The 19,129-nt window shown below is 63.5% G+C and carries 18 protein-coding genes and 1 riboswitch; of the genes, 1 reads left to right on the top strand and 17 read right to left on the bottom strand.

The genetic code is table 11. From position 1 onward, the window contains the following. Positions 1–17: 17 nt before the first annotated feature. From ACR0DO_RS06985 to cbiE, 10 genes are all read right to left on the bottom strand, one after another. A complete protein-coding gene (locus ACR0DO_RS06985; protein ID WP_480557386.1) occupies positions 18–1,388 on the bottom strand; it encodes a tetratricopeptide repeat protein in 1,371 nt (456 codons plus the stop codon). Positions 1,389–1,569: 181 nt separating this feature from the next. After that, positions 1,570–2,754, bottom strand: coding sequence for a CaiB/BaiF CoA transferase family protein (locus ACR0DO_RS06980; RefSeq protein WP_480557384.1), 1,185 nt, complete (start codon positions 2,752–2,754; stop codon positions 1,570–1,572). Continuing rightward, a complete protein-coding gene (locus ACR0DO_RS06975) occupies positions 2,741–4,360 on the bottom strand; it encodes a thiamine pyrophosphate-binding protein (protein ID WP_480557382.1) in 1,620 nt (539 codons plus the stop codon). Before ACR0DO_RS06975 ends, ACR0DO_RS06980 begins: the two co-directional genes overlap by 14 nt. A 78-nt stretch (positions 4,361–4,438) precedes the next feature. Next, positions 4,439–4,897, bottom strand: a complete 459-nt coding sequence (locus ACR0DO_RS06970; RefSeq protein ID WP_480557380.1) for a DUF302 domain-containing protein — start codon at positions 4,895–4,897, stop codon at positions 4,439–4,441. Positions 4,898–4,958: 61 nt separating this feature from the next. After that, positions 4,959–5,705 carry a precorrin-6A synthase (deacetylating) gene (gene cobF, locus ACR0DO_RS06965; protein WP_480557379.1) on the bottom strand — a complete coding sequence of 249 codons (747 nt, stop codon included), beginning with the start codon at positions 5,703–5,705 and terminating at the stop codon, positions 4,959–4,961. Then, positions 5,698–6,426, bottom strand: coding sequence for a uroporphyrinogen-III C-methyltransferase (gene cobA, locus ACR0DO_RS06960; RefSeq protein ID WP_480557377.1), 729 nt, complete (start codon positions 6,424–6,426; stop codon positions 5,698–5,700). Before cobA ends, cobF begins: the two co-directional genes overlap by 8 nt. Then, positions 6,423–7,739, bottom strand: a complete 1,317-nt coding sequence (locus ACR0DO_RS06955) for a cobyrinic acid a,c-diamide synthase CobB (RefSeq protein ID WP_480557375.1) — start codon at positions 7,737–7,739, stop codon at positions 6,423–6,425. The genes cobA and ACR0DO_RS06955 overlap by 4 nt, the downstream gene beginning before the upstream one ends. Next, positions 7,732–8,526 (bottom strand): precorrin-4 C(11)-methyltransferase, encoded by a 795-nt coding sequence (cobM, locus tag ACR0DO_RS06950; protein WP_480557373.1) that lies wholly within the window; start codon positions 8,524–8,526, stop codon positions 7,732–7,734. The genes ACR0DO_RS06955 and cobM overlap by 8 nt, the downstream gene beginning before the upstream one ends. Next, entirely contained in the window at positions 8,523–8,891 is a 369-nt protein-coding gene (locus ACR0DO_RS06945; RefSeq protein ID WP_480557371.1) for a cobalamin biosynthesis protein, read from the bottom strand. Before ACR0DO_RS06945 ends, cobM begins: the two co-directional genes overlap by 4 nt. Then, positions 8,888–10,087: a precorrin-6y C5,15-methyltransferase (decarboxylating) subunit CbiE gene (gene cbiE, locus ACR0DO_RS06940; protein WP_480557369.1), complete on the bottom strand. Its 1,200-nt coding sequence runs from the start codon at positions 10,085–10,087 to the stop codon at positions 8,888–8,890. The genes ACR0DO_RS06945 and cbiE overlap by 4 nt, the downstream gene beginning before the upstream one ends. Between cbiE and ACR0DO_RS06935 the strand changes: the two genes are divergently transcribed. After that, entirely contained in the window at positions 10,086–10,835 is a 750-nt protein-coding gene (locus ACR0DO_RS06935) for a cobalt-precorrin-6A reductase (RefSeq protein WP_480557367.1), read from the top strand. The two genes, cbiE and ACR0DO_RS06935, sit on opposite strands and share 2 nt — an antisense overlap. Here ACR0DO_RS06935 and cobJ read toward each other — a convergent pair. From cobJ to ACR0DO_RS06900, 7 genes are read right to left on the bottom strand one after another with little or no spacing between them, the layout of a single operon-like run. Further along, positions 10,808–11,560 (bottom strand): precorrin-3B C(17)-methyltransferase, encoded by a 753-nt coding sequence (cobJ, locus tag ACR0DO_RS06930; protein ID WP_480557365.1) that lies wholly within the window; start codon positions 11,558–11,560, stop codon positions 10,808–10,810. The two genes, ACR0DO_RS06935 and cobJ, sit on opposite strands and share 28 nt — an antisense overlap. Further along, on the bottom strand, positions 11,557–12,285 hold the full coding sequence (locus ACR0DO_RS06925) for a precorrin-2 C(20)-methyltransferase (protein WP_170443098.1): 729 nt from the start codon (positions 12,283–12,285) through the stop codon (positions 11,557–11,559). Before ACR0DO_RS06925 ends, cobJ begins: the two co-directional genes overlap by 4 nt. Next, the gene (locus ACR0DO_RS06920) at positions 12,282–12,911 is read right to left on the bottom strand and encodes a precorrin-8X methylmutase (RefSeq protein WP_480557363.1); all 630 of its coding nucleotides are present in this window, start codon (positions 12,909–12,911) and stop codon (positions 12,282–12,284) included. The genes ACR0DO_RS06925 and ACR0DO_RS06920 overlap by 4 nt, the downstream gene beginning before the upstream one ends. Then, on the bottom strand, positions 12,911–14,038 hold the full coding sequence (gene cobG / locus ACR0DO_RS06915) for a precorrin-3B synthase (RefSeq protein ID WP_480557361.1): 1,128 nt from the start codon (positions 14,036–14,038) through the stop codon (positions 12,911–12,913). The genes ACR0DO_RS06920 and cobG overlap by 1 nt, the downstream gene beginning before the upstream one ends. Continuing rightward, a complete protein-coding gene (cobN, locus tag ACR0DO_RS06910; protein ID WP_480557359.1) occupies positions 14,035–17,328 on the bottom strand; it encodes a cobaltochelatase subunit CobN in 3,294 nt (1,097 codons plus the stop codon). Before cobN ends, cobG begins: the two co-directional genes overlap by 4 nt. A 3-nt stretch (positions 17,329–17,331) precedes the next feature. Continuing rightward, positions 17,332–18,387: a cobalamin biosynthesis protein CobW gene (gene cobW, locus ACR0DO_RS06905; RefSeq protein WP_480557357.1), complete on the bottom strand. Its 1,056-nt coding sequence runs from the start codon at positions 18,385–18,387 to the stop codon at positions 17,332–17,334. Then, positions 18,384–18,764 (bottom strand): DUF1636 family protein, encoded by a 381-nt coding sequence (locus tag ACR0DO_RS06900; RefSeq protein WP_480557491.1) that lies wholly within the window; start codon positions 18,762–18,764, stop codon positions 18,384–18,386. Before ACR0DO_RS06900 ends, cobW begins: the two co-directional genes overlap by 4 nt. A gap of 94 nt (positions 18,765–18,858) precedes the next feature. After that, positions 18,859–19,067: riboswitch (cobalamin riboswitch) on the bottom strand. Positions 19,068–19,129: the final 62 nt, after the last annotated feature.

The following is a 19,129-nucleotide window of genomic DNA, read 5'->3' as shown; positions in this document are numbered from 1 at the left end:
GGTCTTTTTTTGTTTTGTTATTCAGCCGGGACGCTTTGTGCGTCTCGGTCATCGCGGGCCGCGTCGATCAATGCGCGGCGCGCCAGAGCGTAATTGTCCTCGCCCCCGGCGCGCTTGGCGCGGCGATCGTCCAGAATGCGCTCGACAGCATCCAGACGGCCCGCGCGCAGGCCGGAATCAATTGTGATGCGCTCGAATACATCACGTTGGGCGTGGCTGCCCCCTGCCAGTTGCATACCACTGCGCGCGTTCGATAAAAAGTCGAATGCGGCACCGTAGAGGCCTTCGCCAAAGGCCTCAAGCCCCTTGGCGGCTGCAATGCCCGGATCGGACATGCGGATCGGGGTGTCCCCCTGATTGCGCTGCGCATCCTTTTGGATGCGCTGCAACATCTTGTTGGTCGCGTCGTTGCGGTTGTCGCCGGTCAGGGCCAGAAGATAGTGCAGGTCGGCAAAGATCAGACAGCCATCCTCGGTCCGGGCGGCGCTGAGATCGGCCAGCTCTTCCCAACGATTGCCGACATCAATGCCCTCCAGCTCCATCCGCGACAGCAGCGAAGTAGCGTTCGAGATATCGCGGTAATCGTCGGTTTTGTCCTGACGGATATAGTTGTCATACAGCTCCATCACCTGATCGACCTGACCCAGGTCCAGATGCATCAGCGCCTTGTGCCACCAGACGTGATAGCGGAAGTTGTTGCAGTGGGTCCAGGCGTCCTCGCGCCCGGCCAGCCAGTCCAGGCCCAGCTGCGCATTGCCTGTCATTTCATGTACATGGGCCACCGCGTGCAGACCCCAGGCGTCGTCCGATACCATCCACAGCGCCTGGCGTCCCGCAATCTCGGCCTTTTCATAGGCGCCGGTTTCCTCCAGCGCGAAGGAATGGCAGCCCAGCAGATAGCCGCGTCCGGGATGATCGGGCGCATAGGCGGGCATCACCCGTTCGATCGAGCGGCGCATTCCGGCCGGGTCGCCCAGAACGAATCGGGTCGCGTGGCTGAGCTTCATTGCCAGCGTGTCCTGCGGATGGGCGCGCAGAATCTCTTCGAATTTCTGGATGGCCTGCGAGGGCAGGTCGGCCAGATACAAACCCAGCGCGTCGATATACAATTGTTCGCGCGCGGAAACCGGCTGCCGCTCTGCCGCGGCATTTGCGTCTGCCAGGGCCTCGACCGCAACCGCCGTCATCTCACGCCGGCCCAGCAGAACCATGAACAGACCTTTGATCGCGTGACCCAGGGCAAAGTCGGGCTCAAGCTCAAGCACTTTGCCCAAATGCTGCGGGGTGCTGGCCGAATGCGCCATGAAGCCAAGCAGAACACCATTCCACGCCTCGACGCTTGCGGGCTGGCTCAGGGTATTCATCTGTCCGAAAACATCTTGTTTCATGCGTGTGATCCGATCCAATTATGAATTTCTACAATATTCGATTTAGCAGAGACTTTGGCGGCGTCGTAACAGTATCGCCGCTGCTCTCGAATTGGTGAAATGCCGTGTGTGGAAAACGTGAAAAAAACCGCCGATTCAACGGCATGTTTCAGCAACTTGCCGCCGAAATAGGCGCCGTGTTTCAATCTTCGAATGGATTTTCAGCGTTCAGAACAGCCTGAGTGTCCGCGCCAAACACCGGCGGAGCACTGCGATATGTTACAGGCGTGCGGGACAGTTTCAGCGGATTCCCGATCAATTTCACCTCGCCAGGTGCGGCCTGCATGGCGATCTGCATCTGCCGCGCGGCGACCTGTTTCGTGGCGAAAACCTGACCCAGCGTCTGCACCGGGCCGACCGGCACTTTGCGGGTTTCAAGCTCGGCGATAACTGTTGCAGTGGCGTGGTTCTGCACCGCCGGGCGCAGCACCGCGTTCAGGGCGTCCCGGTTTTCCAGCCGCGCCGGGTTGGTGGCAAAGCGCGGATCGTCGCCAAGCTCCGGGTGACCGATGAACTCGCAAAAGCGGCGGAACTGGCCGTCATTTCCTACAGCCAGAATGACGTGACCATCGGCGGTTTCGTAGACGTCATAGGGCACGATATTGGGGTGACCGTTGCCGCGCCGTTGGGGCACGTCGCCCGAGGTCAGGTAATTCACACCCTCATTGATCAGCCACGACACCTGCGTATCGACCAGCGCCAGATCGATCTGCTGGCCTTCACCGGTCTGATCGCGGTGGCGCAGCGCGGCCAGAATGCCGACCGTCGCGTACATTCCGCACATCACGTCAGAGATGCCCACGCCCACCTTCATCGGGGCCCCTTCAGGATCGCCGGTCAGCGACATGATCCCGCCATAGCCCTGCGCCATCAAATCGTAGCCGGGCTTGGACGCGTTCGGCCCGGTCTGGCCGTAGCCCGAGATCGAGCAATAGACGAGGCTGGGAAATTCTGGCGACAGGGTTGCGTAGTCCAGCCCGTATTTTGCCAAACCACCGGGTTTGAAATTCTCGATCAGGATATCCGCGTGCGCGGCCAGCCGCTTGATCTGCGCCTGACCCTCGGGCGTTGTGATGTCGATGGCCACCGATTTCTTGTTACGGTTGGTCGACATGAAATAAGCGCTCAGGTCCGAGCGGTTGCCGTCTGCGTCCTCAACATAAGGAGGACCCCATTGCCGCGTGTCATCCCCGCCCGTCGCCGGGTTTTCGATCTTGATGACGCTGGCACCCAAATCGCCCAGCAACTGCGTGCAGGTCGGCCCGGCCAGAATACGGGACAGGTCCAGCACTTTGACGCCCTTCAGCGGTCCCTCAGATGCGGCCATCATATCCTCCACGATCAATCTCGGCAGCGATCACGGTGAATGTGTCGGCCTTGGCGGCTGCATTCAACGCGGCGCGCAATTCTTCCCGGTTGCGCACGGTGTGGCCGTTGCCGCCAAAGGCGCGGCCCATGGCGGCAAAGTCGTGGCGGTCGAAATCGACGCCCTTATTGCCCATCTGCCGCTGCCGCTGTTTCAACTCGATCAACGCAAGACTGGCATCGACAAAGACCAGAAAGATCGGGTTGCCGCCCATTTCGGCGGCGGTCGACAACTCTCCGGCGACCATAAGGAACCCGGCATCGCCTGAAAAGCTGATCACCGGGCGGTCCGGCTCGGCCAGTTTCAGGCCAATTGCCATCGGCACCGCGCAGCCCATGGTGCACAGCGCCGAGGATTGGATCAGCCCGCGTTCTTCATGGCAATCCCACATCTGGCTCAGAAGGATGCGATGCGCGCCGCTGTCGGCGGTCGCCAGCGTTTCGGCGGGCAGGGTGGCGCGGGTCTCGGCGATCACGGCGGCAGGGCCCCAGTCGTCATCGGTGGGGAAGGCCTGCGCCAAGGCGGCCTTGACCTGCGCGGGCTCACCACCCGGCCATGTTGCGCGCGCGGGGTTGCCTTTGGCGATGGATTCCAGCGTGGCACCCGTATGGGCGACCAGATGCAGCCCGGCCTGATGCATGTAGTGGTCATTGACCACGGCAGAGATATCGATGACGCGCTTTTCCTCGGGATCCCAGATCTCGCGCCAGCCGGGGCGCATCTCGATCGGGTCATAACCCAGACACAGCACCAGATCGGATTGTTCAACCAGCGGCACCAGATGCTTGTCGGCCAGCGGTGACAGACCCGCGCCGCAAAGGCACAGGGGGTGATCCTCGGGCACCACACCCTTGGCCTTGTAGGTGGTCACGAACGGAATACTGAAATGCTCCAGAAACGCCTGCACCACATTGCGCGAGTCGTCATAGAGCACGTCCAGACCCACGACTGCGATGGGCCGTTCGGCCTCGGCCACCCAGCGGCGGGCTTTTTCAACGCAATTCCCCTCGGGCGCGACGGCGGCGGGTTTGGTGAGGCGACGGCGTTTCACTCCGGATACGCGCGTATCCGCGACCGAGATCGGCACATCGATATGCACCGGACCGGGGCGCGGCTGGTTGGCCAGCGACACCGCCTTGTCGGCCACAATATCCGCGCCTTGCGCGGTCAGGGTGAACGTCCCTTTGGTGATCGAGCGATAGACTTGCGCATGATCCATGACCTGATGGGTATAGGTCAGCGCCTCATCCGCATCGACGCAGCCTGTCAGTACGATCATCGGCACCCGGTCCTGCAGCGCGTTGGCGACCACGTTGATCCCGTTCATCGCACCGGGGCCCAGGGTCGCCACCAGAATCGCAGGTGCACCGTCGCGGTGATGTACGGCCTCAGCCATGAACCCGGCGGCGTTTTCGTGTTTGGTCAGGTGAAAGGTGATCCCGGCCTGCTCCAGCGCATCCACCAGCGTCAGAACTTCTCCGCCCGGCATGCCAAAGGCGTGGCGGCATCCGGCCTCGTAGAGACGTTGGGCCAAAAGGTCAGCCGCGCGGGGGGACAGGTCCTGCATCAGTCAAGCTCCGAAATCGTGTTTCACAGGAGATTGCGGAGGACGCGCCCGGACGCAAGCGGGTTCACGTCAGTGTGACTATTTGACTGCGGTTTCCGCCACCGCCTGAAACTTTGTGTCCAGTTCGGCGGCAATGTCGCTCAGCGGCTCGCCGCCTTCATACACATAGGGTGCGAACACGAAACTGGGCGTTTTGTAAGACAGGGTGGCGGTGCCATCGTCATTTTCCGTGACATAGAACCGGATCGGGGCCTCGATCATCGCTCGAACCGAGGTTTCCAGAACGCGGACCGCGTAGTCGTTGTTAAAGGCCCCGATCACCAGATTGCCAGGAATGATGATGCCTCGCGCCGCCGCTGCCTTGGTTGGCCCGGCCTGTGTGACCACGATCAACCCGTTTTCTTTCACCGCAGCCTTGGTGTCGGCCACGAGGTCTTCATAGCTTTTGTCCGTCGGATAAACCGCCCATCCGGACAGGGGTTCTTCGGCCCAGGCAGGCACGACCAAACAGCAAAGCAGAGCCCATAGAACGCGCATTCTTGACACCTCCATCACCACGATTGGCTTTATTGATGACAGAGAACCGGGTGTGGTGCACTCACAATCCTGTGCGTTTTTGCAGCAGATAGATATCCATGATCCAGCCATGATCGGCACGTGCGCGGGCGCGGGTGTCCAGAATCTGCTGCGCCACTTCAGCCATGGGACCCTTGATCAGAAGTTCTTCCTTCATGCCCACATAGGCGCCCCACCAGATGTCATAGTCCTGCATCTCAAGGCTTTGGAACGAGCATTCACCGTCCAGCATAACCGCCACTTTCGAGGCGTTTACCGGCCAACCCTCATCCCGGATACGCCGGCCAGTGGTGACAACATAAGGCGCGCCCAGATCGTTGATCGGAATCGCGTGGGCCGCTGTCAGCGCCTGCAGCGCTGTGATGCCCGGTACCACGCGGGTTTTCGGCTGAGGATTCAGTCGCGAGGCGATCCGCAGCGAGCTGTCATAAAGCGACGGGTCGCCCCAGATCAGCAAGGCCACATGTTGCGCCTCTGGGTGGGCTTGGATCGCCGCGTGCCAGCGCAGGGCAATCGCGTCGTGCCATTCGTCCACGCCACGCAGGTAACCATCGTCCGAACGGCGCTTGGGAATGTCAAAGTATGCAATCCGGGGCGGCGTGTCGGTCACGGCCCCGATGATCTCTTCGCGCAGCCCGGCCAGATCGGCCTTGTTCTCACCTTTGCGGGGGATCAGGATCAGGTCGGCATCGCGGATCGCCTGCGCGCCCTGAAAGGTCACGTGATCCGGGTTGCCGGTGCCAATGCCGATCAGGGTCAGGTCAAACATCTTCAAACTCTGCCAGCGGGCCATAAAGGATCAGCGCCGGGGCGTTGCCGACCTCGTTTGCCAGTTTTTCCGACAATGCGCCGATGGTCGCTCGATGCAGTTTCTGGTCAGGGGTCGAAACAGATTCAGCCATCAACGCGGGCGTGTCCAATGGCAGGCCATGCCCGTGCAAGGTCTTTACCAACAGGGGGAACGTCCGCTTGCCCATGAACACTACGGTTGTCGCATCCGGATCGGCCAGCGCGGGCAGGTTCAGGTCTTCGGGCAGTTGGCCGCTGACATCATGGCCAGTGACGAATTGCACCCGGCGGGCCGTCAGGCGCCGCGTCAGCGGAATGCCTGCCGCTGCCGCTGCGGCCACGGCCGAGGGGATGCCGGGGATGATCTCGTAGTCTATCCCGGCTTCACGCAGGGCGACCAGTTCTTCCTCGAGCCGACCGAACAACCCACCATCGCCGGATTTCAACCGCACCACGCGGGCGCCGGTCTTGGCATAATCCACCAGCAGACGGCTGACATGGTCCTGCTTGGGCGAAGGCCGACCTGCGCGTTTGCCCACGCCCACCAGGTCCGAATCCTTGCGCGCGTGCTCCAGAATCGGGCCGCTGCTCAGGTCGTCAAACAGAACTGCATCGGCCTTTTGCATCCGGTCGACCGCTTTCAGCGTCAGAAGTTCCGGATCACCGGGGCCAGAGCCGATAAAGGAAACGAAACCGCTCATGCCGTGGCCTCCGCAATCAGGTGAAAGAATGTGCCGGTGACGTTGCCACGCACCGATCCGGTCTGCGGACCCTCGGACCCCTCGGCGTCAAAGACCCGCGCCAGCGGCGCATCCGGTTGCTCGACAATCGAGGAATAGTGGAACTCATGCCCGCGCAGAGCCGCACCGGACGCATAGCCGGGCATCGGCGACAAGAGTTCCGCCTTGCGATAGCCAAGGTTGAACTTGCGCTTCTCATACGAGGTCACCAGCCCCAACAGGCCAGCCATCTGGTGCTGAACCCCTTCTTTGTCGATCAGAGCCTGACCCAGCGCCATATACCCGCCGCATTCTCCGTGAACGGGTTTGGTTTCGGCGTGTTTGCGCAGCCCGTTCCGGAATGTCTCTGCCGCGGCCAGCGTACCGGCGTGCAACTCGGGGTATCCACCGGGCAACCAAATCAGATCGGCATCCTCTGCCGGGGCTTCATTCGCCAGCGGTGAAAACGGCAGAATCTCGGCTCCTGCGGCGCGCCAGCCTTCCAGCAAATGAGGATAGGTAAAGGAAAACGCGGCATCTCGGGCCAGCGCGATCCGTTGCGCCGGAGGGCGCGGCAGCGCGGCTGACGATGGTCCCTTCGGGCCTGAGGAAGCCGCTGCCTTGATCGCCTCCAGATCCACATGTTCGCGCAGAAACGCCGCGTAACCGGCAATCGCGCTTTCCAGATCGGGGTGCTCGATCGCCTGAATCAGGCCCAGATGGCGTTCCGGCAGGGTCAGGTCTCCACGGCGGGGCAACACACCCAGAACCGGCAGGCCCGCACGCTCCATCCCCAGCCGCGTCAGGCGTTCATGCCGGGGGCTGGCGCAGCGGTTCAGGATTACGCCTGCGAACGGCAGATCCGGGTTATACATCCGGAACCCCAGCGCCGTGGCCGCAGCCGATTGCGCCTGACCACCAACATCCAGCACCAGAACTACGGGCCATCCCATCCGCAGCGCGGTCTCGGCGCTCGACCCGTGGCCTAGCTCTCCGGGCTTGGCGACGCCGTCAAACAGCCCCATCGAGCCCTCGGCGACCACGATATCAGCCCCTTCGGCCTGCGCCGAAATGGCGCCTAGCAAAGGATCACCCATCGCCCAACTGTCGAGGTTGAACGAGGCCCGCCCCGCTGCCGCGTGGTGGAAGGCCGGGTCGATATAGTCCGGTCCGCTCTTGAACGGCTGAACATTCAACCCATCCTCGGCCAACGCCCGCAACAGGCCCAGCATGACAGTGGTTTTGCCCGTGCCCGAAGAGGGTGCAGAAATCAAAAGACCCGGAGGGTTAGTCATCACCGTGGCTCCAGCTCGACCACGGGCTGTCGGCGCTTTGCGGGCGATACCGGCGGTCGTAGTCCTTGGAATACAGGCAGCTTTCGTCAAAGCCTTCACCGGCCAGCGCAGGCCCGACCATGATCAGGGCAGTGCGCGAGATGCTCTCGTCCAGCGATTCTTTCAGCGTGGCCAATGTGGCGCGGATGATCCGCTCATCCGGCCAACTAGCACGGTAGACCACAGCCACCGGGCACTCCGCGCCATAGGCCGGAGTCAGGTCGGCGATCACCTTGTCCAGATTGCCGATTGACAGGTGGATCGCCAGCGTCGCCCCGGTGCGGGCGAAGTTTTCCAGCGTTTCGCCCTCGGGCATAGATGACGCGCGTCCGGGCGTCCGGGTCAGAACCACCGATTGCGCCAGTCCGGGCAGGGTCAGTTCAGTTCCCAGCGAAGCTGCGGCAGCGGCGAATGAGGGAACACCGGGTGTCACGCTGACCGGGATGCCCATCTCTTTAAGACGGCGGATCTGCTCGCCCATCGCCGACCAAACCGACAGATCACCGGAATGCAACCGGGCCACATCCTGACCGGCCTTATGTGCGGTCTCGATCTCGGCCATGATCTGGTCCAGATCCATCGGCGCGGTGTTGATAATTTTTGCGCCCTCGGGGCAGTGGCCCAGGATTTCCTCGGGCACCAGCGATCCGGCATAAAGGCACACGGGGCACGAGGCGATGATGTTGCGCCCACGCAGAGTCAGCAGGTCGGCAGCGCCCGGTCCGGCACCGATGAAATGAACAGTCATGATTGTCCTCCGATGGCGACGGCGCAGGTGGCGAGCCGGTCGTCCGAAATGTGTCTGGGTGAGGTCAGCCGCGCGCCGGGACCGGCGGCGGCAAGGGCAGATGCTTCGGCCACGCTGCCGGTGCCATAACTGGCGCGGCTGCGGTTCGAGCAGGTGAGCGTGCGCTGTCCGGCCAGATCGGCGGGTGCGATGAAATGCAAGGGCAGGGCGGTGGACGCCGCGAATTGGGTCAGGGCGGCGTGACCGTCTTTGTCGGCGACAGTGGCCAGCGCGTCGATGGCCTGACCCGCGCTGGCCCGATTGAAGGCTGCGCGCAGGCTGTCCACTGTGGCCGTCGATGAAAACCCCAAACCAGCAACGATCATAGTGTGACGCTCCATTGCACGACCGGGTAGGCGGATTTCCAGCCTCGTCGAGGACCCAGCGGAGCGGCTTGCGCCAGCTCGATCCGCAGAAGTTCGCCGCCAATTTCCTCTTGCCATTGTGCGAGAAGGATTTCGCTTTCCAAAGTCACTGCGTTGGCGACCAATCGAGTACTTGTGGGCAGCGTGTCGTACAGCCATTCAAGTAACGTGTAGCTGAGGCCCCCGCCGATGAAGACGACTTCCGGCAGGGCCAAACCATCCAGCGCATCCGGGGCGGTGCCATGTACCACGTCCAGCCGGTCCTGTCCCAGCGCATCGGCGTTGCGGCGAATACGCTCGGCGCGATCTGCGCGGGGTTCGATGGTGGTGGCCGTCAGGGACGGGTCGCACATCAGCCACTCGATACTGATCGAGCCAGTGCCGCCGCCGATATCCCAAAGATGCTCGCCCCGCTGTGGTGCCAGCGCCGACAGCGTCAGCGCCCGCACCGGGCGCTTGGTGATCTGGCCATCGGTTTCAAAAATCTCGTCCGGCTTGCCCGAGGCTTTGGGGAAAGCCCGCCCTTGACCTGCAACCTCAAGCCCGACGCAGACGGGGTGGTCGAAACTGCCCAGCAGCGCCTCGGTCAGTGACACGCTGCGCGACCGTTCGCGAGGCCCGCCGAGGGCCTCCATCACGTGCAGGGCACTGTCTGCAAATCCGGTCTCGGTCAGGAAGGTCGCCAGCTCTGCAACCGCAGCGCCGTTACGCAGCAACAGGATGGCGCGCAGGCCGGGTGCCAAATGCGGGCGCAGCCGGGTCAGGGGCGCGGCATGCAGGCCGAAGGTCAGCGTCGTTTCCAGCGGCCATCCCAGCCGTGCAGCAGCCAGAGAAAAGGTCGACTGACCGGGCAAGGCAGCCCATTCTCCGGCCTCGAAATTGCGCGCGATGACCGAGCCGGCGCCGAACCAGAACGGATCGCCCGAGGCCAGAACGACGGTCGGGCGCCCCCGGAATTCGGTCAGGATCGGCAGGCCGTCAGCGAAAGGCACAGGCCATTCGACGCGCTGTGCGGTGGTCTCGGGCACCAATGACAAGTGACGCGGTGGCCCCATGATGATTTCAGCGCGTTCCAGTATTTGACGGCTTGCAGGTGGCAGGCCATCCAGTCCATCTTCGCCCAAACCCAGAACGGTCAGCCACGGAGCTTTATGCATGACACATCTCCTGATCCTTGGCGGCACGACCGAGGCTAGCGCGCTGGCCAAAGCTGTGGCCGAACAGGGTATACCTGCGACCTATTCCTACGCCGGTCGCGTTGAAAACCCGCGCCCGCAACCTTTGCCGGTGCGTGTCGGCGGGTTTGGCGGTGCCGAAGGGTTGGCGCGTTACCTGCGCGATCACGCGGTGACCCATGTTGTTGATGCCACCCATCCCTTTGCCGCGCAGATGAGTGGCAACGCTGTCGCGGCGTGCCGCGAAGCCGGAGTGCCATTGGCTGCACTGACCCGCCCTGCATGGGAAGCGCAGGACGGCGATCAATGGCACCGCGTCGCGGATATCGATGGCGCGGTGGCCGCGCTGTCCGGTGCGCCGCAGCGCGTCTTTCTGGCCGTCGGTCGGATGCATCTTGAAGACTTTGCTGCCCAGCCCCAGCACCGTTACCTGCTGCGGTTGGTCGACGAACCGGATCGTCTGCCGCTGCCGTATTGCGACGTGGTTGTCTCGCGCGGGCCGTTCTCGGTTGCGGAGGATCAGGCATTGATGCAGCAGCATGGGATTGAACTGGTGGTGTCCAAGAACGCAGGCGGCACCGGCGCGCGCGCCAAGCTGGACGCCGCGCGGGCGCTTGGCGTGCCGGTGCTGATGATCGACCGTCCGGCCCTGCCGCAGCGGACCGAATTGTCGAATGTTGCACAGGTTCTGGACTGGCTGGCTCATTCTGGCGTGAACCTCGGGGTATAGACGATCGGGGTGCCGCCCCGCTCAATCATGCGAGTCAGGGATGAGCCGACGATCACCACGGTCTGCATATCGGCCATGTCCGGCGTTGCTTCGGCCAGCGTTGAAATCCGGATCGCTTCATCAGAGCGGGATACGGCGCGGGCGAACAGGATCACGCGCTCGGGCTCGCATTCCTCACGCAGAATTTTCAGCGTTTTCACAAAGCCTTCCGGGCGGGATTTCGAGCGCGGGTTGTAGAACGCCATCGCGAAATCGCCCCGCGCGGCAAAGCGCAGGCGTTTTTCGATCAACGACCAGGGTTTCAGGTTATCGCTGAGGTTGATGGCGCAGAAGTCATGCCCCAGTGGCGCACCCGCACGGGCGGATGCGGCCAGCATCGCAGTGATGCCGGGCAGGACGTCGATGGGAATGTCACGCCATTCGGCAGGGCCGTTTTCCAACGCTTCGAACACCGCAGCGGCCATCGCAAATACGCCGGGATCACCCGAGGACACTACGACCACTCGCTTACCTTCGGCTGCCATCTGCAACGCGTGTTGCGAGCGGTCGATTTCGACCCGGTTGTCGCTTGCGTGCAGCGTCAGACCGGGGCGTTCGGCAACGCGCGCAACATAGGGGATGTAGCCAACGATATCCGTGGCCTCGGCCAACGCGGCGGACACTTCGGGTGTCACCAGACCCTCGTTGCCGGGCCCAAGGCCCGCGATCTTGATCCATCCACTCATGGCCGCCGCCCCTGACCGTGCACGATGATGATCGAGAAATAGGGGGTGACCTTTTCGCACGCCTCGGACAGTTTCGTCACGGTCTGGTTCGGCATTTGCGCGAATTCCACGATCCACGCGCGATCATATAGACCGGCCGTTTTCAGCGCTCGTTTGACCTTGTCGATATTGCGTCCGATCTTCATCACGACCAGAGCGTCGGTCTGCGCCATGCGCTCGGCCAGCGTTTCCTCGGGCAGGGTGCCGACCAGCACGGTCAGCACATCGTCGCCCCAAGTGATCGGGTCGCCGGTCGCTGTCCAAGCACCGGACATGCCGGTGATGGCGGGTACGACCTCAATATCAGCTTCGTCGCGCAAGCGGCTGTAAATATGCATGAAAGAGCCATAGAAGAACGGGTCGCCTTCGCACAGGACCACCACGTCCTCACCCTGATCCGACAGGGTTTTCAGATGCGCGGCGCAGTCCTTGTAAAAGGCCGAGAGCAGCTCGTTATAGCGCGGATCGGTCACCGGGATTTCGGTGGTGACAGGGTATTCCATGGGGAATTCCACCGCATCGCCGGGGATCATGCCGTTGACGATCTTACGCGCCTGGCCACTACGACCCGGTTTGCGGAAGAAGGCCACGTGGCGGGCATTGCGCAACAGGCGGTCGGCCCGGACGCTCATCAAGTCCGGGTCACCGGGGCCGAGACCCACACCGTATATCTTACCCGCGCTCATTCGGCGCGGCTCGCGATGGCGTTGACGGCGGCCACGGTGATGGCGCTGCCACCCAAACGACCCTTGACGATGCAGGACGGCACCGGTTGCGCCGCCCACAGGGCGTCTTTGGATTCAACCGCGCCGACAAAGCCCACCGGGCAGCCGATGATGGCGGCGGGGCGCGGGCAATCGGGGTCTTCCAGCATGTTCAGCAGGTGGAACAGCGCAGTCGGCGCGTTGCCGATGGCGACCAGTGCACCTTCCAGATGCGGACGCCACAGCTCCAGCGCGGCGGCGGAACGGGTGTTGCTCATCTCGGCGGCCAGAGGACGCACGCGTTCGTCATGCAGGGTGCAGATCACCTCGTTGTTAGCAGGCAGGCGAAAGCGGGTCACGCCTTCGCTGACCATGCGCGCGTCGCACAGAATCGGCGCACCGTTTTCCAGTGCGGTGCGGGCTGCTGCCACGAAACCCGGCGAGAAATGCACGAACTCTTCCAGCCCGACCATCCCGGCGGCGTGGATCATGCGGACGGCGACCTGCTCTTCGTCGGCGTCGAACCGGGCCAGGTCGGCCTCGGACCGGATGGTGGCAAAGCTTTCCTTATAGATCGCGGCGCCGTCGGTTTCGTATTCATAGGGCATCAGGTGAAGTCCATGGTCATAAGTGTTTCTTCGGTCAGGCCGTGCTGGCAGGGCTCATCCCCCGCACGGCCTTGTTTGACAAGATCAAATCGTCCGTCGTGGCCGACTAAAGTGATATCCGCCACGCCCATCCGGGCGCAGCCCTTGGCGCAGCCCGAGACATGCAGGTTGCCGCTGACGCGCGGTGCCAGCGCACGGGCGATGTCGCGGGTTTCCACCTGGGCCTGCGGGCAGAACGGTGCGCCGGGGCAGGCGTCGGTGGTCATAAGCGGGTCGGTGCCGTTTGTGACGAAGGCCGGGGCGGGTATCGCCGCCCCGCCTTCCAGCAGGATCAGCCGCCACGGGGTCACCCGCAGGGCTGACGCACCGCTGTTTTGTATCAGTTCAAGAAGTTGGCGCGCAGGCAGTTGCCCGAAAGCCGCGCCATACAGAGTACCGAGCTCACATCCGCCGGGTTGCAGCGGCGCGCCTTCGGGGCCGGGCGAGCTGCCTTGCCATTCCGGCGGCAGGCCTTTCGCGGCCACCACTCGCGCCATGCGGCGGGTCTCGGGCGTGTAGGTCTCAGAGAACCACATCGCCAGCGCGATCAGTTTGTCGATTGCCTCTGCCTCGGACACTTTACGTCCAGTCTCGGCCCCATCTGCGCGCAGGATCAGGCCATCGGCGGCGGTTTCCAAACGGATGTCCGCCGAGTCACCAGCCAGCAGGCGTTCAGGTCCTGTATCGATGGCAAAGCCGAACTTTGCGGGCAAGGCAGGGAGGTCAGCCAGACGGTCGATCAGCTCTTGCGCCAGTCGTGCGGTCAGGTCGCCGACCTGATAGAGCGGTGAGGTCAGTATGTTGCGACGCACCTCGATGCCCGGTTCTGCATCCAGCAAGCCCAGCGCTGAAAGTTCGGCGAGCAGCGGCTGGTGGTCGGCTTCCTGCACGCCGCGTAGCTGCAGGTTTGCGCGGTTGGTCAGGTCGATGGTGCCATTGCCGAACCGTTCCGCCAGTTCGCACAGGCCAAGCGCCTGCGCGGCGCTTAGCCGAGCCAGCCGAGGCCGCACCCGCACAACCAGCCCGTCGCCCGACATCATCGGACGGTGTGCTCCAGGGCACCAGCCTTGGACGATGGGCGCGCTCATCTCAAACCCTCCAGATCGGCACGGATCGAGTTTCGACGCGTGTTCCAGAGCCCGGCCTCCAACAGCGCCAGAAACCTGTCCTTCATGGCCTGATACGCCTGCGGGTTTGCTTCTTGCAAAAAGGCATCGACCTCTTCGTTGCCAAGGGTGGCACCGTGGTAGAGGTCGAAAAGGTGCGGCGCGACGGTGCCGGACAGATGTGCAAACGAGGCCATGTGATCCAGCGTTGCCGCGATCTCGGCAGCCCCCCGGAAGCCGTGCCGCTGCATCCCTGCGATCCAGCCGGGGTTGGCAGCGCGGGCGTGGACGACGCGGCTGATCTCTTCGGGCAGGGTGCGGGCGCGCGGGTTTTGCGGGTTGGTATTGTCCAGATGATACAGCTGCGCACTGCCGCCGGTGATCTTCTTGGCCGCCGCGAACCCGGCCTCATGGGTGGCATAGTCATTGGCCAGAAGCAGATCGGTCTCGGTGAGGTCCTGCAGGTGGACAAAGCTGTCTGCATTGGCGACGCGCTGGGTGATCCCGTCTTTGTCCTGCGCGATATGCTCGCCCTCCAGCGCGAAGGAACTGGCTTCCAGCCACGCCTCGCCCGCCTGCATGCGAGCCTCATCCGTATAGGTCTCGGACAGGTGGGTCATGTTCAGGCCGTAACTGCCGGGGGCGGGGCCATAGACGCGGGCCGCGGGGGCCTGACCGGCATAGGGGTTCCAATCCGGGGCCTCGTCACGTTGGGACAGTGCCCGCACGGCCTGACCGAACAGCGCCGAAAGCGTTGGGAACACATCGCGGAACAGGCCCGAGACCCGCAGTGTGACGTCCAAACGCGGGCGGCTGAGGTCGGTGATCGGCAGGACTTCGATTCCCGCTACCCGCTCGGACCCCTTGTCCCAGACCGGTTTCACGCCCAGCAGGTGCAGCGCCATGGCGAATTCCTCGCCCGCCGTGCGCATGGTGGCCGAACCCCACAGGTCGACGATCAGGCCCTGTGGATAGTCGCCCTCTTCCTGCAGGTGGCGCCGCACCAGTTCCTCGGCCAGTTTCACGCCCTGCGTGTAGGCGGCGCGCGTCGGAACCGAGCGCGGGTCGGTGGTATAGAGGTTCCGCCCCGTTGGCAGCACGTCTGAGCGTCCGCGATAGGGGGAGCCGGACGGCCCTGCCTCGATCCGTTTACCGGCCAGCGCATCGATCAGGGCGCGGCGTTCGGCATGGGCCGAGGGCGCGGGGTCGAAATTGCCGGTCACGTCCGGCACCCGGCCAAAGATGTGCAGGCCGTCGCCAAACTGGCTTTCCTTGATGTCGCAGACAAAGCGGTCGATGCGGGTGATCGCCTCGGCGGTGCAGGTGGCCTGATCCAGACCCAGATCGCTTTCCAGCCCGATCGCCTGCGCCTCGTCGCGGATGTCTTCCTGCAGGCGGTCGCGGCGCTTGGGGTCAAGCCCGTCGGCATTCGAGAATTCATCCAGTAGCGATTCCAGCCGCACCATGCGGTCCGGCGTGCCGCTTTCTTTCAGCGCAGGGGGGATGTGCCCCAGCGTCACGGCCCCGATGCGGCGCTTGGCTTGCGCGGCCTCGCCGGGATCGTTGACAATGAAGGGGTAGATCACCGGCAGGTTGCGGATCAACGCCTCGGGCCAGCAATCGGCGGACAGGGCGACCGACTTGCCCGGCAGCCATTCCAGCGTGCCATGCGCGCCGATATGGATCAGGGCGTCCGCGCCGAGGCCTTGGCGCAGCCACAGATAGAACGCGACATAGCTGTGGCGCGGGGTGCGCGACAGGTCGTGATAGTCGTCATCGCGCAGCTCGGGCGTTCCGCGCTCGGGCTGCAGGGCGATTAGGGCCTTGCCACGGCGCAGGGCGGTAAAATGGAACGCGCCGTCCGAGAAGGTTGGGTCATCCTCGGGGGTGCCCCAGACGGTTTGCAGATCATCGCGCAACTGTTCGGGCAAAGCCGCGAGCGCCGTCCGGTAGTCCTTCAGCGGCCATGAAATCCGTGCGTCCAGCAGCGCTTCGGAAATCGGTTCGGCGGGCGCGGTGTCATAACCCTCGGCCTGTAGATCGGACAGCATCGCCTCAGCCGAGGCCAGCGCATCCAGACCCACCGCATGGGCCATCTGCCAGTCTTTGCCGGGGTAGGTGGACAAAATCAGCGCCGGGATCTGATCTGCTTTGGGTGTGTCGTGCAGGTTCAGCCAGCCGGTGACCCGGTCGATGATTGCTTCGATCCGTTCGGGCTCGGCCCGGTGGGCGAAGCGGGAATATTCCAGATGCGGGTCGCGCTTGCCCGGTTCCTTGAAGGACGCAATGCCCGCAGAAATGCGCCCATCCACTTCGGGTAGAACCACATGCATGGCGAGGTCGGCGGGCGAGAGGCCGCGTTCTGCCTCGGCCCAGGCTTTGCGGCGTGAGGTCGCGAGGGCGACCTGGAACACCGGCACATTGGCCGCGTCCAGAGGGGATGTGCCCGACGCGCCTTTGCCCGAGAATGAGGTGGCGTTGATGATCGCCGATGGAGCAAGCTCCACGACTTGTTCGCGCAGCCATTCGGCGGCTGCGGGCGCTTTGAGAGAGGGGGCGAACATGCCGACAGCCTCAATCCCACGATCCCGCAAGCTGCGGATCAGGGCCGCGACGGGGGCGGTATCGGCCGAGGTCAGATAGGCGCGGTAGAAAGTGACGACGATGCGTTTCGCGTCGCCCGTGAAAGCCGTGTCCACGGGGATCACGCCACGATCCGGGCACCATGCACCGCAGTCAGGCAGGGTCTTGGCGCCCATTACCGGACCTGCATAAAGGCCTGCCGCCAGTGCCATCTGCGCCAGCGCGGCTTGTGCGGCGACCTCCCCACCAGTGTCGCAGAGATGCGCCAACCGGCGCAGGGTCGAGACGGGCAGGGTGGAATAGTCATCCAGCCGCGTGTCCTCGCGCCCATCCGCAGGCAGGACGGCCAGCGCAATACCCTTAGCCTGCGCCAGTGCCAAAACCTGCTGCAACCCGTAAGACCAGTAAGGCACGCCGCCAATCAGGCGGATCAGAATGCCTTTGGCGCCCTCCAGCGTCTGTTCGACATAGGTGTCGACGGACAGAGGATGTTTCAGCGCCGTCAGGTTGGCCAGCCGCATCGTCGGCATCCGCCCCTCGGCACCGCCACCGCGATGCCAGCCTGCCGCGAAAGCGCCAAGGTCGCTGTCGGAAAAAGACAGCACCACCAGATCCGCCGGGCTCTGGCCCAGATCGGTTGGGGTCTCGGTTTCTTCTAACCCGTGGCTTTCGCGGAAGACGACGTGCATGGCTTACTCGGCGGCCTCGGTCACACCAACAAGGATGTCGCGGATCGCGGCTTCTTTGATGTCGTCATGCTCGGCGATGACCACCAGACGCGAGCGGCGCTCTTCACCCGATTCCCACGGACGGTCGTATTGGTGACGGACACGGGCGCCGACGGCCTGCACCAGCAGACGCATCGGTTTGCCTTCAACAGCGGCATAGCCTTTGACGCGCAAGATGTTCAGCTCATTGGCCAGGCGTTCGATTTTCGCGACCAGATCGACGGGGTCGGTCTGTTCCGGCAGTTCGACGATGATGCTTTCGAAATCATCATGCTCGTGATCGTGGTGGCCGTCGTGATGCGAGGGACGGGCGTCCATGTCATCTTCGGCTGCGGCTTCCAGACCCAGAACGACGCGCACGTCCACGGCACCTTCGGCCACTTCGACCACCGGCAGCGGGCGCGGAGCTTCGGCTGCGATGATCTCTTTGGCCTTGGCCACACCCTCGGGACCGGCCAGATCGGGTTTGGTCAGCAGGATGATGTCGGCGCAGGAGATCTGGTCCTCGAACACCTCGGACAGGGGCGTTTCGTGGTCGATCGAGTCATCGGCCAGGCGCTGGGCGTCCACGGCCTCGACATTCGGGGCGAAACGACCGGCGGCAACGGCCTCGGCATCGGCCAGAGCGATTACGCCATCCACGGTGATCTTGGACCGGATATCCGGCCAGTCGAACGCCTTGAGCAGCGGCTTGGGTAGGGCGAGGCCGGAGGTTTCGATCAGGATGTGATCGGGGCGCGGCTCCAAGGCCATCAGCGCCTCGATGGTGGGGATGAAGTCGTCGGCCACGGTGCAGCAGATGCAGCCATTGGCCAGTTCCATGATGTTTTCCGCCGGGCAGTCCGGGATGGCGCAGGATTTCAGGATATCGCCATCGACGCCGACATCGCCAAATTCATTGACCACAACGGCCAGACGCTTGCCTTGCGGGTTCTGCATCAGGTGCTTGACCAGAGTGGTCTTGCCCGAGCCCAGAAAGCCGGTGATCACAGTGACGGGGAGTTTCTCGAGGTTGCTCATTTCAGGGCTCCAATCGGGGGAATGCGGGCCGCACAGTTTTTGCGGAAATGTTCTGGGCGTTCGCGCCATTTGACCAGGCCGTCTTCGGTCGCGAGGTACTTGGTGGCACCTTCGACGATGGTCTCGACATGGTCGTTTTCGTTGAGGTGCTCGTAGACAAAGGTCCAGCGATCCGGCCCGCCGCGCAGCACGATGGAGCAGCCCTCATCACAGTTCGACAGGCATTCCACGGCTTTCAGAGTGATGCCCTCGGGCAGTTCCGCCTGTTCCAGCGCTTTGTGAAGCAAGGTGCCGGGTCGCTGCGCGTCATCCTCGACAGGCAGGCCGCGGCGGCACGTGGTACAGACCAGCAGCTCGACGGGTGCGGTCACGGTCATGTCTCTCATCCCCCCAAATCCTCATTGCGGGGGACGGGGTTTCATGCGGGCCACGTGTTGCGACATGGACCCGACACCGGAACACCCCGCCCGGTTTCATCTTCGGGTGCTGGCAGGTCTCCCGGCTTGCGGATGTCAGAGGTGGGCCTCTGTCGGATGTCCCGCCTTCCCGGCCTTTTGGGCCAGTGGCTGTGGGCACCCTCTCCGGTCACGGTCGCGGGGGCGGCTGCGTTTGACGGATGACCGCTGACGCATTCCCTTTTCATCCATCCGGGGATGGACACCAACCCAAGCGACATGCGGCACGGGCAGGGGCCTTGTCAAGCGCCAGACCCAGGCGGAAAACCCTCGGGACGAAAAAGCGA

It is taken from the genome of Ruegeria sp. AM9 (assembly GCF_056540565.1).
The sequence above is the reverse complement of the archived record's forward strand: the minus strand, read 5'-3'. Positions and strand labels throughout refer to the sequence as shown.

What these genes read in the sequence shown, in the direction of transcription:
- ACR0DO_RS06985 (WP_480557386.1), bottom strand. Translation starts at nt 1,388, where the DNA reads ATGAAACAAGATGTTTTCGGACAGATGAATACCCTGAGCCAGCCCGCA.
- ACR0DO_RS06980 (WP_480557384.1), bottom strand. Translation starts at nt 2,754, where the DNA reads ATGGCCGCATCTGAGGGACCGCTGAAGGGCGTCAAAGTGCTGGACCTG.
- ACR0DO_RS06975 (WP_480557382.1), bottom strand. Translation starts at nt 4,360, where the DNA reads ATGCAGGACCTGTCCCCCCGCGCGGCTGACCTTTTGGCCCAACGTCTC.
- ACR0DO_RS06970 (WP_480557380.1), bottom strand. Translation starts at nt 4,897, where the DNA reads ATGCGCGTTCTATGGGCTCTGCTTTGCTGTTTGGTCGTGCCTGCCTGG.
- cobF (WP_480557379.1), bottom strand. Translation starts at nt 5,705, where the DNA reads ATGTTTGACCTGACCCTGATCGGCATTGGCACCGGCAACCCGGATCAC.
- cobA (WP_480557377.1), bottom strand. Translation starts at nt 6,426, where the DNA reads ATGAGCGGTTTCGTTTCCTTTATCGGCTCTGGCCCCGGTGATCCGGAA.
- ACR0DO_RS06955 (WP_480557375.1), bottom strand. Translation starts at nt 7,739, where the DNA reads ATGACTAACCCTCCGGGTCTTTTGATTTCTGCACCCTCTTCGGGCACG.
- cobM (WP_480557373.1), bottom strand. Translation starts at nt 8,526, where the DNA reads ATGACTGTTCATTTCATCGGTGCCGGACCGGGCGCTGCCGACCTGCTG.
- ACR0DO_RS06945 (WP_480557371.1), bottom strand. Translation starts at nt 8,891, where the DNA reads ATGATCGTTGCTGGTTTGGGGTTTTCATCGACGGCCACAGTGGACAGC.
- ACR0DO_RS06935 (WP_480557367.1), top strand. Translation starts at nt 10,086, where the DNA reads ATGACACATCTCCTGATCCTTGGCGGCACGACCGAGGCTAGCGCGCTG.
- cbiE (WP_480557369.1), bottom strand. Translation starts at nt 10,087, where the DNA reads ATGCATAAAGCTCCGTGGCTGACCGTTCTGGGTTTGGGCGAAGATGGA.
- cobJ (WP_480557365.1), bottom strand. Translation starts at nt 11,560, where the DNA reads ATGAGTGGATGGATCAAGATCGCGGGCCTTGGGCCCGGCAACGAGGGT.
- ACR0DO_RS06925 (WP_170443098.1), bottom strand. Translation starts at nt 12,285, where the DNA reads ATGAGCGCGGGTAAGATATACGGTGTGGGTCTCGGCCCCGGTGACCCG.
- ACR0DO_RS06920 (WP_480557363.1), bottom strand. Translation starts at nt 12,911, where the DNA reads ATGCCCTATGAATACGAAACCGACGGCGCCGCGATCTATAAGGAAAGC.
- cobG (WP_480557361.1), bottom strand. Translation starts at nt 14,038, where the DNA reads ATGAGCGCGCCCATCGTCCAAGGCTGGTGCCCTGGAGCACACCGTCCG.
- cobN (WP_480557359.1), bottom strand. Translation starts at nt 17,328, where the DNA reads ATGCACGTCGTCTTCCGCGAAAGCCACGGGTTAGAAGAAACCGAGACC.
- cobW (WP_480557357.1), bottom strand. Translation starts at nt 18,387, where the DNA reads ATGAGCAACCTCGAGAAACTCCCCGTCACTGTGATCACCGGCTTTCTG.
- ACR0DO_RS06900 (WP_480557491.1), bottom strand. Translation starts at nt 18,764, where the DNA reads ATGACCGTGACCGCACCCGTCGAGCTGCTGGTCTGTACCACGTGCCGC.